Annotated in this window: 11 protein-coding genes, 1 tRNA gene and 1 other RNA gene; 1 reads left to right on the plus strand and 12 read right to left on the minus strand. The window is 51.5% G+C overall.

The window, feature by feature from the left end; all coding sequences use genetic code 11:
• Window positions 1–9: 9 nt before the first annotated feature.
• The 9 genes from bcsB to dppA all read right to left on the minus strand — a co-directional run bounded on the left by bcsB (window position 10) and on the right by dppA (window position 12,369).
• Window positions 10–2,409, minus strand: coding sequence for a cellulose biosynthesis cyclic di-GMP-binding regulatory protein BcsB (gene bcsB, locus WBL83_RS20545; protein ID WP_424590863.1), 2,400 nt, complete (start codon window positions 2,407–2,409; stop codon window positions 10–12).
• Window positions 2,406–4,526 carry a UDP-forming cellulose synthase catalytic subunit gene (gene bcsA / locus WBL83_RS20550; RefSeq protein ID WP_424590864.1) on the minus strand — a complete coding sequence of 707 codons (2,121 nt, stop codon included), beginning with the start codon at window positions 4,524–4,526 and terminating at the stop codon, window positions 2,406–2,408. The genes bcsB and bcsA overlap by 4 nt, the downstream gene beginning before the upstream one ends.
• Before the next feature lie 19 nt (window positions 4,527–4,545).
• A complete protein-coding gene (gene bcsQ / locus WBL83_RS20555; RefSeq protein WP_424590865.1) occupies window positions 4,546–5,349 on the minus strand; it encodes a cellulose biosynthesis protein BcsQ in 804 nt (267 codons plus the stop codon).
• Window positions 5,340–5,954 (minus strand): cellulose biosynthesis protein BcsO, encoded by a 615-nt coding sequence (gene bcsO, locus WBL83_RS20560; protein WP_424590866.1) that lies wholly within the window; start codon window positions 5,952–5,954, stop codon window positions 5,340–5,342. Before bcsO ends, bcsQ begins: the two co-directional genes overlap by 10 nt.
• 571 nt (window positions 5,955–6,525) lie before the next feature.
• Window positions 6,526–7,530: a dipeptide ABC transporter ATP-binding subunit DppF gene (dppF, locus tag WBL83_RS20565; RefSeq protein WP_424590867.1), complete on the minus strand. Its 1,005-nt coding sequence runs from the start codon at window positions 7,528–7,530 to the stop codon at window positions 6,526–6,528.
• Window positions 7,527–8,510 carry a dipeptide ABC transporter ATP-binding protein gene (dppD, locus tag WBL83_RS20570; RefSeq protein ID WP_424590868.1) on the minus strand — a complete coding sequence of 328 codons (984 nt, stop codon included), beginning with the start codon at window positions 8,508–8,510 and terminating at the stop codon, window positions 7,527–7,529. The genes dppF and dppD overlap by 4 nt, the downstream gene beginning before the upstream one ends.
• 11 nt (window positions 8,511–8,521) lie before the next feature.
• Window positions 8,522–9,439, minus strand: coding sequence for a dipeptide ABC transporter permease DppC (dppC, locus tag WBL83_RS20575; protein WP_424590869.1), 918 nt, complete (start codon window positions 9,437–9,439; stop codon window positions 8,522–8,524).
• 9 nt (window positions 9,440–9,448) lie between these two features.
• Complete coding sequence (dppB, locus tag WBL83_RS20580) at window positions 9,449–10,468, minus strand: dipeptide ABC transporter permease DppB (protein WP_424590870.1); 1,020 nt, start codon at window positions 10,466–10,468, stop codon at window positions 9,449–9,451.
• Between the two features lie 293 nt (window positions 10,469–10,761).
• Window positions 10,762–12,369: a dipeptide ABC transporter periplasmic-binding protein DppA gene (gene dppA / locus WBL83_RS20585; RefSeq protein ID WP_424590871.1), complete on the minus strand. Its 1,608-nt coding sequence runs from the start codon at window positions 12,367–12,369 to the stop codon at window positions 10,762–10,764.
• An 863-nt stretch (window positions 12,370–13,232) separates the two neighbouring features.
• Between dppA and WBL83_RS20590 the strand changes: the two genes are divergently transcribed.
• Window positions 13,233–13,853, plus strand: a complete 621-nt coding sequence (locus WBL83_RS20590; protein ID WP_424590872.1) for a DUF3829 domain-containing protein — start codon at window positions 13,233–13,235, stop codon at window positions 13,851–13,853.
• A 123-nt stretch (window positions 13,854–13,976) separates the two neighbouring features.
• Here WBL83_RS20590 and WBL83_RS20595 read toward each other — a convergent pair.
• From WBL83_RS20595 to eptB, 3 genes are all read right to left on the minus strand, one after another.
• Window positions 13,977–14,106: non-coding RNA, RtT sRNA (locus WBL83_RS20595), on the minus strand.
• Between the two features lie 36 nt (window positions 14,107–14,142).
• Window positions 14,143–14,219 (minus strand) — tRNA-Pro (locus tag WBL83_RS20600).
• A gap of 100 nt (window positions 14,220–14,319) precedes the next feature.
• The gene (eptB, locus tag WBL83_RS20605) at window positions 14,320–16,002 is read right to left on the minus strand and encodes a kdo(2)-lipid A phosphoethanolamine 7''-transferase (RefSeq protein ID WP_424590873.1); all 1,683 of its coding nucleotides are present in this window, start codon (window positions 16,000–16,002) and stop codon (window positions 14,320–14,322) included.
• Window positions 16,003–16,179: the final 177 nt, after the last annotated feature.

Genomic DNA, 16,179 nt, shown 5'->3' on the forward strand with positions numbered 1-16,179 from the left:
AGCACCACCTTACTTACCATCATCCTGAGGATTAAGACGTTTGTGTGCGCGTTTTTTCAGTAGGGCATACAAGCTCAGACCGATAACAGAAGCGAACAACAACCCTAAAATGGCCAGCAGTGCTGAATGCTGGTTGGCATACCAGACCACCATCATGTACCACGGCATCTGGCCGCTCGGGAATTGTTGTCCCACCCGGAAGCTACGTACCCCGTTTTCATCAGTAATGATGGTCGCGTCACCACGAATACCAGCGTTGATTCGGGCTGAGCCTAAGTCAGTTTGCAGTTTTGACAGCTCTTCATCGGTGCTGCCAATCGCCATCACCACCACGCGGTCGGGGCTCCACTGCGAACGGAAACTCACAAACCCGCGCCACGCTTCGTTAGACGAGAAGTAACGATCGGCGGCAATGCCTGTCGAGCCCCAGTCGCCTTCAATCCAGTGCTGCATTTTTTGCCAGACTGAACGTTCGCGAACGCCGAATGAATGCTCGTTGCTGGTAAATGGCGACTGAGCCAGTAGCGTCCGGTTAAAGCTGCTTTGATGAATGGTGGAAACAGAAAGCACGTGGCTTTGCTCAAGGCGTTGCAGGTTTGCGCCAGCGGTTGGCACGCCGAACATCACCGTGTTGTTGTTTAAAGAGGTACCCGTCGCGTTACCCGAACGGGCCGCCATATTCAGCAGGGTGCTGATTTCAGCCTCGCCTGGGTTTTCTGGCAGCAGCAACACGGTATGCCCAAAGTCAGCAAAGCGTGAGAACGGGAACGACGCACCGACGAAGTAAGAGAGGTTTGGCAGCAACGAGAAGTGACGCGTTTTGCTCAAATCAATCCATGAATCTTCGGAGATACGGCTCTTAATATTGTTATTGAGCAGCACGCTACACGGTGCCGATTCTTTGGTCTGGATGTTGAAGTACAACGACAACTGGTTGTCGCCGTAAATCAGGTACGGTTCCAGCGCCAGGTTGTACTCTTCCTGACGTGCATCGCCACCCACTTTGCGCCACAGAGTTTCGAGCGCGCCTTGCTTATTCACCGGCAGGTTGTGCAAGAAGGTGCCGTTGAGGGTCAGAGAGAGATATGAACGCTCTTCATCAATCCAGCTTTCTGTCGGGAAGCGATAGCCGATTTTCACCGGGATCGTGTCGCCATCCCACAAGAACAGATCCGGTGCGGCGCGGAATGCCACGCTTAATGGCTCGTGCCAGATACCAGTTGCGGTGAGGCTTTGGTCTTTACGCATCAATTCGGAGAGGCGTACCGGGCGTTCAGTGCTAATCCAGCGCGGGGCGTCATAAGCTTTACTCACCGGGATAGTCTGGTTTTCAACGGCGAGGCTGGCGGTCTGGAGATTAAATTTCCCCTGGGTTAACCGCCATGCGGCGGCGCGCAATTGCTGATCGGAATTCCCCACCACCAACAGCAACTTATAAACCGGATTGCCTGGGTTATCGATAATTTGCAGCATCGGTTTTTGCGTTTCTGGCAAGGTCAGGCCGCCAATTTGCTCGCCGGGCTTGCCAAACAGAATGCCGTTTTTCTCAGGCAGTTTGTCGTTTAACGCATTAAAGGAGATGCCGCGATAGTCCGCCTCGATGCCTAACCAGGAAGCCACCAGCGCTGCGGCGCTCACTTGTTCAGGCAGCGTTTTTGCCGGGAAAGCAAACTCCACAGAAGCCGGAGTCATCTGCATTGCGTCAAAGAATGGGCGTGGGAAATGGCTGAGGTCAGAGCCGATATTCAGCTGCTGGCCTTCCAGATCCAGCCGCGTGTTCGGCATGATGGTGACCTGATATTTATCAGACAGGTCACGCAGACATAGCAACGCATCACCATCGTTGATCTTAAAGCTGATGTTGTTGCTCGACACCACCATCGCCGCCGGGATTTCCAGCTGATAGTTGGAAACATCGCTGTCGGCAGAACCCAACGGTACCGTCCCCAAAGGCTGACCGTTCATCATCAACTGCAAGGTGGTATTGCGTGCCGCCATCGCCGGAGAGACTTTCAGATTCAGGAACAGCTGTGCGTTGGTGATCACCTGATCGGCGGGCAACGTGAAATCAATACCCGCCTGTAACTGCCCGCCACTGAGCATCACGCCGCGTGGTTGACCCATTTGTGCCACCGTAATGCTGCTACTGTTCCCCGGTGTGAATACCGAAGGCGTTGCTGGTGCCACTGCCGGAGCAGGGACGGGGTCAGGCAGTGCATCGGGCGCTGCTTCTGGTGCAGGGGCAGTTTCCGGCACAGACGCTGCGTCTTGTGCAAAAGCCGCGTCAGGCGCAGGTAAATCCAGCGGGATTTGCGACTCCACCGCAGTGGTGTCTTCCGCCATAACGGGTGAAGCCATCACCGTTAACGCGAGCAATAACTGGCAAAGCTTAAGACTCATCCCTTTCATGCAACGTTGTCCTCGCCAGCGGCTTCCATACGTCTTGCTTCTTCCTGACGCAGACGGCGGTTTTCACGCCGCGATTTGAACGTCAGCCAGAACAGGTCAAACACACAACGAATAATGATCATCAGGGAACGGAAAGGGTTGTCCTGCGGTTTTGGCGGACGGATCCACGCATCAGCACGCGACAGCACCACTCGCACCAGTTCACGACGCTTTTCGAGTGGGATCTCTTCAAACATCAGGCGAATGGCTTGCTCATCGCAGGCGATGACTTTCACCGGAATGCTGATAGAGCCGGATTTCAGCTGCAGCTCGATTTCTTCGATTTCATCGGTGAGATGGCGGTCATCTGGCACCGCTATCTGGCAGCCGCCCATCGACAAATCGATGGTGTTACTGCGGGAAGATATTCCGCTGGCGTAGTGAATAACTACCGGAACATCGACATCAATACGGATAGTTTTACGCGTCTGGCGCGTTTCACGGGCCACCGCAATCGCCGCCAGCAGGAACACCAGGCTGTATAATCCCCAGCCGACGTTCAGCGCGATAACATTCGGGTCAACGCCAAAGTAGTCATGAGCACAGGCGCGCACAATCCCGGCGATGATCGCCACCGCCAGCAGCACCGCGATAATCACATGTGGACGCACCACGCTGAAATCGAAGTAGCCGACGTTGAGCAACGCGCCTTTATCGGTCACGTTAAACTTGCCGCGTTTTGGGAACAACATGGTGATAACCGTCGGCAGAACCAGGTGGAAGGCCAGCACCATGTCATAAATCTCGCCCCAGAAACTGTAGCGGAAGCGCCCGTTCATGCGGGAGTTGAGATAAATGCTCAAGATCAGGTGCGGCAACGCGTAAGCAAAGATCAGGCTCGCGGAGGAGTGAATGATATTCAGGTTAAACAGTAAGTACGCCAGCGGCGCGGTAACGAACGCCACACGCGGCAAGGCAAACTGGAAATAGAGCATCGCACTGAGATAACAGCAGCGTTGCTGCCAGGTCAGGCCCCGACCAAACAGCGGGTTATCCATACGGAAGATTTGCGTCATACCACGCGCCCAGCGCGTACGCTGAATCACGTGTAGAACCAGACGTTCTGTCGCAAGCCCAGCGGCCAGCGGAATATCGAGGAAAGCGGATTTCCAGCCCAGGCGCTGCATTTTCAGTGCGGTGTGCGCATCTTCAGTCACGGTTTCGACTGCAAAGCCGCCAATTTCTTCTAGCGCGCTACGGCGAATAACGGCACAGGATCCGCAGAAGAAAGTCGCGTTCCAGTTATCGTTGCCTTGCTGAATTGGGCCGTAGAACAGCGACCCTTCGTTCGGGATATTTTGCCCGCCCGATAAGTTACGCTCGAAGGGATCCGGTGAATAGAAGTAGTGCGGCGTCTGTAACAGCGCCAGTTTCGGATCCTTCAGGAATGCTCCCACCGTCGCTTGCAGGAATATGCGCGTCGCAACGTGGTCACAGTCAAAGACGGTTATCAGCTCACCTTTGGTGAGTTTCATCGCATGGTTAAGATTACCGGCTTTGGCGTGCGAGTTATCATTACGCGTGATGTATCCCACCCCCACGTCGGCGGCAAACACCGCAAACTCGCGACGTTTACCATCATCAAGCAGGTAGATTTTTATTTTATCCCGCGGATAGTCGATACATTGCGCGGCCAGCACGGTATCACGCACCACATCGAGGCTTTCGTTATAACTCGGGATATAAACATCCACCGTCGGCCATTTCGAGGTGTCATCCGGCAAAGGCACAATTCCCCTTTTTAATGGGAATGAGGTTTGCAGATAGCTCAGTAATAAGATGACCCAGATATACAGCTCAGCCAAAAATAACCCTACGCCGAGAATGGCTTCAATTTCTGAATTAAAATGCAGGGTTTGAGTTGCACGAAAATAAATATAACGCGTCGACATCAGGACCGAAACGAGCATCATGATTATCGACACGCTGTGCTTTTTGCTGAAGCCTAATAAAAACAGAATAGCGAGGCTGATAAAGCCAAAGAGATACTGCTTCTGGCTGTCCATAGGCGTAATGATGATCAGCACTGCTATTGGCGCCAACACCAATAGCAGTAAATAGAACAGGACCTTTTTCATAGGACATCCTGGATGATTGTCAGAAATTTGATGTTCTCAAGGCGGTATGTACCGCGCCATCACCAATTTTAATGCCGAGAACACCCGCGACTCTTTTACTGATCAATTCAATATCAAAAGCCGCAGCAGAGGCCGGGCTGAAATCGAATATTGATTGCTGAGAAGCGTTGGCTTCAGCCACACTTTCGTCGCGGTTAATCACGCCAAGCAGACGATCACCAAGACGTTGTTGCATAAACGCCGTGACATCGCGGCTAATATGGCGGCGGTTATCACTTTGGTTAAGAACAAAATAATATCCGGCTTTATTATTGAGCGGTTCGCCAATGAGACGGTGATTTTCAATATGCGGTAACAATGACAGCGAAGCGGTATCTGCCAGCATGGTCACCAGATGCAAATCGGCCAAATGCGATACCGCTTTCAGCGCAGGATTAGGGCCTGGCGGGAAATCAGCAATAATCACAAGGCCTGGATAGTTCAGTAAGGTGCTTAATCCACGCATCAGGAAATGGCTGTCGGTGCTCAGGCGGTGCTCAAACTCCAACCGCTGATCTTCGGTGACATCGCCATACGGCAGCACGAACAAATTGCTACCGGCAGTCAGCACCGACTGGCTCCAGTCTGCGGATTCGATGGCTTTTGCCACATAGCCACGGCCATCGGATAAAGGCACCCCAAAATGCAGGCGCAGCGCATTTTGTACATCAAAATCAATGGCTAATACTTTGCTACCCGCGCGAGCTAACGCATACGCCAGGTTGGCGGTAACCGTGGTTTTTCCTACTCCGCCTTTTGGCGAGCAAACACACACTAGCGGCATGACGCAATCATCTCCAGCAACGGTTGCAGCGGTAAGTCTTTAGCGGGATGGTTCCGCGCCGTATTCCCTTTGGCTGCGAACAGTTTGTCAAAACGCACTGGCTCTGTTTTTACCGGTGCAGAGGCCTGCGGCGCTGAAACAGCGGCAGGTTTCACGGTGTCGTATATGGGTTCTTGTGTTGGTTCTTTTAACGGTTCAATAGCGGGTTCTGGTTGCGCGACGACCGGCGCAAGTTGTTCAAACAACGTCGATGTGGTGTGTTGCGTATGCTCGCTTTGAAAGATCTCAGCTTTGGTTTCAGGCAGTGCGCTTTGCAGGCTATTCAGAATAGAACCCTGAGACGCAGAGTTACTAATAGGTTGCGCCGACATCGGTCTGAAATGACTCGCATCAAACTCATCAGCCTTGACCGCCTGCGGGACAGGCACGGCAATACTTCCGGCATGGGAAAGCACTGAACCGTCATCTTCAGTATTCATTAACTGTTTGATTATCGCCCAGTTGCTGGCATCCGACTGTTGGTTTTGCGCCGACATATCTTTGAAGTCGATAGCGCCAGTGCGAGTCTTATCCTTGAATCGCTGCAAATCATCATAGTTTTTCATTGCGACACTCATGATTTGTAAGACAATTGAATTTGATGCATGAATATAATCAAACTAAACCGTGACTATTAGAACATCATTGTGGGTAATTAATTTGGCTTATTGACTTCATGAATTGCTAATAATTGCACTGCGTTATCATTCGGGTTTTTATTATTCATTTTTCGGGAAAACGACTGCATTTCAAGCCAATATATAGGCACAGATGGTCTTATCTCCATCTTTTTTTCTTATTAATGCCATGCTAAGCATGAAACCGATTAGATTTTGGATTGAGAGATATTTAAAACTACCACTTAAAAGGTAGCAGCTTTCTTTTGTGATTTCACACACATAAACATCATTTATCGATTTCTGATATTTCGCGGAAGAAATTAACATTAATGGCAGGGTTTTAAGAGCACATATATTCGGGTAGCGGATGAATGTACCGACGTGAGCTGGTTTTTTATCGCGACATAAAATTCAGGCCGGCGGATGGCGCTTCGCTTATCCGCCCTACGATAACAGGACTCGCAGTGACGCCCTTGTTCCCGGTTTAAATCCTGGAGCTTCCATGCTCCCAATCGTCCTACCGAATTTCCCCGTTCTCATCCTGATCAACAGCGAAACAAGCCACCAATTGCCCACCGTACTCTTTGAGTTGAGGTTGCAACTGCGTGCACGGCCCGAAACGGCGACGGCAGCGGGCGTTGAACGCGCAGCCCGGAGGCGGGTTCAGCGGGCTTGGCAGCTCGCCGGTGAGTTTAATACGCTCGCGTCGGTCGTCCGGGTTCAGGCGTGGTGTGGCAGATAACAGCGCCTGAGTGTACGGGTGGCGCGGGTTCGAGAAGATCTGGTCTTTGGTGCCCTTCTCCACGCAACGGCCTAAATACATCACCATTACTTCGTCGGCGATGTGTTCCACCACCGACAAATCGTGAGAGATGAACACGTACGACAGCCCCATCTCCTGCTGCAAATCCATCATCAGGTTGAGAACCTGCGCCCGCACGGAAACGTCGAGCGCGGAGACAGGTTCATCGGCGATCACCACGTCCGGGTCAAGCATCAGACCACGGGCGATAGCGATACGCTGGCGCTGGCCGCCGGAGAACATATGCGGGTAGCGGTCGTAATGTTCGGTTTTCAGTCCAACTTTCGCCATCATCGCCAGCGCTTTTTCACGGCGTTCGGCTTTGCTCAACGTGGTGTTGATTTGCAGCGGCTCTTCAAGAATTTGCCCCACTTTTTTACGTGGGTTCAGCGAGCCGTACGGGTTCTGGAACACGATCTGGATTTTCTGGCGACGCAGCTTTTCGGCCGTTTCGTCAGGTTTGAGCAGATCCTGGCCCTGGTAGTAAAGCTCGCCACCGGTCGGGATTTCGATCATCGTCAGCAAGCGGCCCAGCGTGGATTTACCACAGCCAGACTCGCCCACCACCGCCAGCGTTTTGCCGCGTTCCAGCTCAAACGATACGCCGTCGAGCGCTTTCACCAGGCGTTCCTGGCCGAAAATGCCTTTCTTCACCGGGTAGTGTTTTTTCAGGTCGATGGCCTGCAACAGAGGTTGCGCAGTGGCCTTATCGGTACTCATAGCGTTGGCCTCCCGGCATCATCGAGTGGGTAGTGGCATTTGGACTGACGCCCGTTGTCCACCATGTTCAGTTCTGGTTCTTCTGTGCGGCATCGGTCGGTCGCATACGGGCAGCGTGGGTTGAGCAGGCAACCGTTCGGGCGATCATATTTACCCGGAACCACACCCGGCAGTGAGGCCAGACGCGCTTTGTCCTGCGCAAACTCAGGCAACGCACGCAGCAGCGCCTGAGTGTACGGGTGGCGTGGCGCACGGAAGATATCGTGCGAAGCCCCCGTTTCCACCACTTGCCCGGCGTACATCACGATGATTTTATGCGCCGCTTCAGCCACCAGCGCGAGGTCATGGGTGATAAGAATCAGCGCCATGTTCTCTTTTTGCTGAAGTTCCAGTAACAGCTCAATGATTTGCGCCTGGATGGTCACATCCAGCGCGGTAGTCGGTTCATCCGCAATCAGCAGCTTAGGACGACAGGCAATCGCCATCGCGATCATCACGCGCTGGCTCATACCGCCGGAAAGCTGGTGCGGGTAAACATCCAGACGCGAAGCCGCATCGGGAATACCGACCAGGTTCAGCAGGTCGATGGCACGTTGACGACGGGTACTTTTGTTGCCGCCCTGATGCACCTTGATCGCTTCCATAATCTGGAAACCCACGGTGTAGCAAGGGTTGAGGCTGGTCATTGGATCCTGGAAGATCATCGCCACTTCGGCACCGACCAGGTTACGGCGTTCTTTCTCAGAAATCTTTTGCAGATCCTGGCCGTTAAATTCCAGTTTTTCCGCCATCACGCGGCCTGGGTAATCAATCAATCCCATAATCGCCAGCGAGCTGACCGATTTACCGGAACCTGATTCCCCCACAATACCGACAACTTCGCCCTGATTTACGCTGTAACTCACGCGGTCTACGGCACGGAACGGTGTCTTTTCGTCGCCGAAATGCACCGATAATTTATTTACATTCAATAACGCCATTACGTAGCCCTTTACTGCTTGAGTTTAGGATCGAGTGCATCACGCAGCCCGTCACCCATCAGGTTAAATGCCAGCACCGTCAGCAGGATGGCGACACCAGGGAAGGTGACCACCCACCAGGCACTTTGTGCGAACTGCAACACGTCGGAGAGCATAGTGCCCCACTCTGGTGTTGGCGGTTGCGCACCCATGCCGAGGAAGCCGAGCGCGGCCATATCGAGAATGGCGTTAGAGAAGCCCAGAGATGCCTGCACGATAAGCGGTGCCAGGCAGTTCGGTAAAATGTTGATGAACATCTGGCGCATTGAGCTTGCGCCCGCCACGCGAGAGGCCGTCACATAGTCACGGTGTACTTCCACCAGCACCGCGCCACGCGTCAGTCGCACATAGTGCGGGAGCGCAACGAAGGTCAGCGCCAGTGAAGCGTTGACGATCGACGGGCCGAAGATTGCCACCAGTACCAACGCCAACAACAGGCTTGGCAATGCCAGCATGATGTCGACGATACGCATGATGATGTTGTCGATAAGACCACCGAAGTAGCCTGCAATCAGACCGAGCACCACGCCCATAATCAGCGACAGCACCACAACCAGGCAGCCGACCAGCAGCGACAGGCGCGCGCCATACATCAGGCGAGCCATAATATCGCGGCCTACGTCGTCAGTACCGAGCAGGAACTGCCAGCTGCCACCATCCTGCCAGACCGGCGGGTGCAGCAGTGAGTCACGGAACTGTTCTGCCGGGCCGTGTGGCGCGAGCACGTTGGCAAATATTGCGATTAAGATCATCACGGTGACATACACCAGGCCGATGACCGCCCCTTTGTTACGTTTAAAGTAATGCCAGAATTCCTGGAACGGCGTCATTGGAACTGGCGCCGCGACCACCTTACTTACAGTGGCTGGTTTTTCAGTTACTTGCGTCATGATGGCCCCTTATTTCTTATGGCGTATACGCGGGTTCACCACGCCGTACAGTAAGTCGACTATCAGGTTAACGAGGATAATCATCGTCGCTACCAACAATACGCCGCCCTGTACTACCGGGTAGTCACGACGTTGCAATGCATCAATCAACCAGCGGCCAAGGCCCGGCCAGGAGAAGATGGTTTCCGTCAGGATCGCGCCTGCCAGAAGGGTACCAACCTGCAGGCCGATAACCGTCACCACTGGCAGCATGGCGTTGCGCAGCGCATGAACCACAATCACGCGCATGCGAGTCAGGCCCTTCGCGCGAGCGGTACGGATGTAGTCTTCACCGAGCACTTCCAGCATTGACGAGCGGGTCATACGCACGATAACGGCCAACGGAATCGTACCCAGCACGATGGCGGGCAGAATCATATGCGCTACGGCGTCGATGAAGTCACCCGGCTCGCCCCAGATGGCGGTATCTATCAACATAAAACCGGTGAGTGGCAAGGTGTCGTCGAGGAATACCGTATCGCTGACGCGCCCGGATACAGGGGTGAGGTTCCAGTAAACGGAAACCAGCATGATTAACATCATACCCCACCAGAAAATAGGCATTGAGTAGCCTGTCAGCGCAAGGCCCACAGAAGTGTGGTCAAACACGGAACCACGTTTCACCGCAGCCAGCACGCCAACCGGAATACCCACGGCAACGGCAAACAACATCGCGCAGACACCGAGTTCCATGGTTGCTTTAAAGCGCGGTACGAACTCGTCCCAAACTGGGAGACGGCTTTTTAACGAAATGCCCAGGTCGCCGTGCATCACACCCCAAATGTAATGGATGTATTGCTGCCACATAGGCTTGTCGAGGCCAAGTTCAGCCAACAACTGAGCATGACGTTCAGGAGAGATACCGCGCTCACCGGCCATAATCATCACCGGGTCACCGGGAATCATGTGCACGAAGGCGAAGGTAAGAAGGGTAATACCGATAAAAGTGGGGATAACTAGCCCCAGACGTCGGAGGATGAACTGCAACATAACCCGGATTCTCTGTAATCTCCCGCCCTAACCCTCATTTTACAGGCCACAGGTGCGTAGGCTTCACTCAGTCACCCCAGTCACTTACTCAAGTAAGCTTCTGAGGATTCCCGAGCTTGCCGCCTTCCTGCAACCAGAAATCTGACGGTTAGCATAAATTGAGGCGGGATTGTATTGCTCACATATCAAAAGACACCACTCTCACCCTAACCCTCTCCTAAGAGGGAGAGGGGATTTTTCTCCTTCTCCCCCAGGAGAAGGTCGGAATGAGGGCGGCGCTTAAAGTCAGAAAATTACTCTACTGACACGTTCTCAAAGTGGTGTTTGCCCAATGGGTCAACCACGTAACCTTTCACTTCTTTGCGCACTGGCTCGTAAACCGTGGAGTGAGCAACGATCAGTGCCGGAGCCTGGTCATGCATCACTACCTGAGCTTGCTTGTACAGTTCGATACGCTTGTTGTGATCGTCTGTCGCACGTGCAGGCTGAATCAGGTCTTCGAACGGCTTGTAGCACCAGCGAGAGTAGTTAGAACCATCTTTTGCCGCTGCACAGCTGAACAGGGTGGCGAAGAAGTTGTCCGGATCCCCATTGTCACCGGTCCAGCCCATCATCACAGCCTGGTGCTCACCTGCTTTAGCGCGTTTCAGGTACTCGCCCCACTCGTAGGTTACGATTTTGGCAGTCACACCCACTTTCGCCCAGTCAGCCTGAATCATCTCAGCCATACGGCGAGCGTTCGGGTTGTATGGACGTTGTACTGGCATTGCCCACAGATCAACGGTGAAGCCGTCAGCATGGCCTGATTCTTTCAGCAACGCTTTCGCTTTCTCAGGATCGTAGGTGTAGTCTTTCACGTCATCGTTGTAACCCCACATAGTCGGTGGGATCAGGTTTTTAGCCGCAGTACCTGCGCCCTGATAAACCGCTTTGATGATCGCTTCTTTGTTCACCGCGTAAGTCAGCGCCTGACGCACTTTCACGTCATCAAACGGTTTCTTCTCGGTGTTGAAGGAGAGGTAACCCACATTCAGGCCAGCCTGTTCCATCAAATTGATGCTCTTGTCTTCTTTCATACGAGCGATGTCTGCCGGATTTGGATACGGCATAACCTGGCACTCGTTTTTCTGCAGTTTGGCGTAACGCACAGAAGCATCTGGAGTGATAGAGAACACCAGACGGTCGATCTGCGGTTTAGTACCCCAGTAGCCTGGGAATGCTTTGTACAGAATGCGGGAGTCTTTCTGGTATTGCAGCAGCTGGAACGGACCGGTACCGATTGGGTTCAGGTCAGTTTTTTCCGGCGTGCCGGCTTTCATCATGTTGTCAGCGTATTCTTTAGACAGGATGGAGGCGAAGTCCATCGCAAGGTCTGCCAGGAATGGTGATTCTGGACGCGTCAGCACGAACTGAACGGTTTTGTCGTCCACTTTCTTAATTTCGCTGATCAGGTCAGATAAACCCATGCCTTCAAAGTATTCGTAGCTGCCGCCAGAAACTTTATGGTACGGGTTGTTGGCGTTTTTCTGACGATCAAAAGAGAACACAACGTCGTCAGCATTTAAGTCACGCGTTGGTTTGAAATCTTTATTGTCCTGCCACTTCACGCCCTGGCGAAGATGGAAGGTATACGTTTTACCGTCTTCACTCACTTCCCACTTTTCAGCAAGGCCAGGGATGATTTCGGTGGTGCCGGTTTTGAACTCAACCAGACGGTTATAAATTGGTACTGAGCTCGCATCGTACGTAGTACCAGAGGTGAACAGCTGAGGGTTAAAACCTTCTGGGGAACCTTCTGAGCAATAAACCAGGGTTTTTGCCTGAACGCTAGCTGCTACGGTCAGTGCCACCAGGCTCAGACCAAATTTCAGCATCCCTGACTTCTTCAAGGAAAGACTCATTCTTCTGCTCCGTTGTGAGATGTGTTGTTTTTATCCGTTAGACCTTTGTTATTTGAGTGCGGTCTGTTCGGTGTGCCCGGAGGCGATGGTGAGGCCAGGTGTTCCCTTCGTCAGGCTAGCTGTGTGGTAGTGCGGACTGTCCATAATTTGCCCCTCACGCCCTACAATCTGTCAATAGATGAGTAAAACGTCAATATAGGTAACGGGGATTTACAACCGAGGTGAGAAACGGCGAACAAAGTTAAAAAAAAGCCAGTTACTCTATTTCCAGCAGGGAAATTTATGCTACTGCCAGGTTTCTAGAATATTGCACTGCTTAAAAGACAAGCGACAGCTGTAATCAGTTGTGTCATTTCTGTAAAATTTATTGCCGAATGCTGATTATCTGAACGATATGTTTTGTGATCCATGTCTCCTACAGCGAATCATGCTGGGTTGAAACATAAGCATCGGGGTAAAAATCCACTATTTTCCATAACAAAATACGATGGAAAATGTCACAAAATCGGCCTCACGAGGTTGATACAACGTAAACGGAAACGTAATCCCACTTTTGTTCAATAAACACCCGGTAAAATGCTGATCTTGAAGCGCGGGTTTAAATTTAATAAATAGAGAGAACACTTTTTCAGTCCTCCATTAAAACAGCAACAATTAAATATAAATAACGAACACAATTCATTTCAATAATCAATTAAATTATTAAATCTATTTTTAGACAGTAATTAATACGTCCTTTGTTGGACAAAATGCAATAACCCTTGACCAGAAAATACCATTATTAATATTATTGAATCTTTCCGCCGGAAATTAATATGTATTCATACAAGGATTGTATTAACAATAGAATATTACTTATTCTTATGAGTGGCCTATTCTCCGTCTGCTTACTTTCAGGATGCGAGGATGCACAGCAGGACGCCTCAGCCAGCGCCACGCCCACTCAGGCGCACCCCAAAAACGCGCAATGCTACACCTCACCGAAGATCCCAGTGAATATTCAGTATGGGTCATATCCATACTGGGGCGATAACCCCACTGAGAATAATATTCACAATCACCAGACAGAACTTTCAGAGATAGAAAAAAGTCAGGATAAAACATTAGTCTATTATTCTCTCGCGATTATTATTCAGGCCGATAAAGCGACAGAGATGGTGAGCAAAGAAACGTTTATCCCGCAAGAGGCACAATTAGAGGTGACGGCGCTCAACTCGCTGATTGCACAGGCGCAAGAATGTTATAAAGCCGCGCCACCTTCAAACAACGCCAGCCTTATTCGTTACAGCTTCCTGCTCGACTCCGCTAACCAGTACAGCAAATTTGTCGCAGAGCGCATTCAGCGCCAACAGAATAAGGTTGCTTATAGCGAAGGGGAAAAGGCTCAAATTGGCGGGATGACCGAATGGATGGTCAAAGGCTCGGCGGGAAGAGTGATTCGGGCGTATAACCGGGTGGTCAGTAGTTTTAATGAGTTGAGCTAGCCTGCGAGCGTTGTGTCGGATGGCGCTGCGCTTATCCGACCTACAACCTCCTTCGGAGCTTCTCATCCTCTGTAAACTCCAGACGTAAAAAAGCCCAACCTTGCGGTTGGGCTTTCTTGAATTTGGTCGGCGAGAGAGGATGACTTGTCACTGCGTGACGCGCCCTGCGGGCCGTTGCTAAAGCAACGTTGTCTCGCTGCGCTCGGCTCAAACCTCCTTCGGAGGTTCTCATCCTCTGTAAACTCCAGACGTAAAAAAGCCCAACCTTGCGGTTGGGCTTTCTTGAATTTGGTCGGCGAGAGAGGATTCGAACCTCCGACCCACTGGTCCCAAACCAGTTGCGCTACCAAGCTGCGCTACTCGCCGAATGCGGAGCGCATCTTACTGCGCACCGTATTCACCGTCAATCCCTGATACCTAAAATTATATCTGTTTGATTTAATTTCAAGCATATGTGACGAAAAAGTTACTGCGCAGCCTTCTGCGGCACATGACACCAGTTGTTATTCTGGTTAATACCGCCGTCTGGAGAAGTGTATCCCAGGCATCCCAAAATAGTGTCATACAGCTCAACGTGACGGTGCGGCACTTTCATTTTCGCTTGTTCCTGCATGTGCTCGAACTCACGTGCGCGGTCCGGGTTTTCCAGATATTTATCGGAAGCCCACACTAACAACGGAACACGGAATTGCTCAGGCGGTGCCATTTTACGTGGCGTGCCGTGCAGGTGCTTCTTCTCATCAATCGATTCGCCGTGATCCGAGGCGTAGAAAATAATCGCCCGCTTATCACGCAGCTGGGAAATCACGCTATCCAGCACCGTATCGGTATAGAGCACGGAGTTATCGAATGCGTTAATCAACTGCTCCTTGCTGCACTCGGAATCAATACTGACGCACTCCGGAGCCCATTTCGCAAAGCTACGCGGATAACGTTGCACGTAAGAGAAGTGCGAACCTTTGGTGTGCAGCACAATCAGATGCTTGCCATCAGGATGCTTGTCAACCGAACGCTTCATCTCTTCAACCAGCAACATATCGTCGACCTGTTTGCCACTGTTACGCGGCTCAGCGGCGATTTGCTCACGATAAGAGAAGTTATCTGCCATGGTGTTGCCGTAGAACCACACTTCACTTTGCATCGCAAACAGCTCGGAGCTAAAGCCCAGTTGCTTGAGTACGGCAAATACGTTTTGCTCTTTTAACGTCCGCTGCGGGTTATCTTCCGCCCCACCTTCACGCACAAACATGCAGCGCAGCGAAAGTTTGGTCGCGGTATCGCAGGACTCCCCACGGAAGGCGACGAGGTTTTTCTCTTTGGCGAGTTTTGGCGTGGTATCACGGTCATAACCCAAAATACCCATGTGATCCCAGCGAGTAGTTTCACCAATCACAAACACCACGTAGGTATCATCCAACTCTTTCGGCGCGACATAGGTGAACTTCTTCGCTGGGTTCATCAGCGAGTTGTTATCGGTCGATTCATCGGCCTGAGCCCAGGCAAAAAGACCTAAAGCGGAAACCCAGTTAGATGGCAGATAGGAGTTAGCGACCACACCGCCATAGCTTGGCATATCAACGGTGGAGCGTTTCTCAGAGCGGTTTTGTTGTTTATCCAGTAAACGCAATGGCGCCCACACCATCAGCCCTGCCAGCAGCACAATCGCTACGTTCTTGATGCGATGACCCGGTGTTTTTAACTGCTGAAGCAGCGTGTCACGCGTGTTACTACCCCAAATTAATGCGAGGGGCACGACGCTGACCAGAATCATCCACATCACAAACTGATAGCCGACAATTTCTTTAGAAAGGTCGATATCGGTGGTCATTACTGAAGCAATGATCCCGTAGCCAATGACGACGTTAAGTAACGTCATGTAGTAACTGGCGGCGACAGAGAACACCACAATCACAGAGGCGAGGATTCGCCATACCATGCGGCCAAACAGCGACATCATACGAAGTAAAAAGAAAGTGACCAGCACGCATGCCGCTATTTCAGCCAGCATGGAAAATGCTTTTAAGCCACTAAATTCCCGAATGAATCCTTCAAAACGATGGTAAAAAACTGAAAGATTTAAAAATAGCCCGATGTACACCGCTAACAGTAAGCACAGCTTCTGCTGGGTCATCGATTTTACGTAATTCATGCAGTTGTCCGAAGAAATAATGCTAAAGAAGAAATGTCATAAACATCACTCAGACTCTACTTAACTTATAAAATTCTGAATGATGGAAAAATAAAGTCCGAAACAGGACGATTCTTAGCCGTTTTTTGGCGGGAATTAGTAGAGCATAGGGAGGAGAAAAAGTATCGGCAAAAATCG

This window comes from Buttiauxella sp., assembly GCF_049686335.1.
GTDB lineage: Bacteria > Pseudomonadota > Gammaproteobacteria > Enterobacterales > Enterobacteriaceae > Buttiauxella.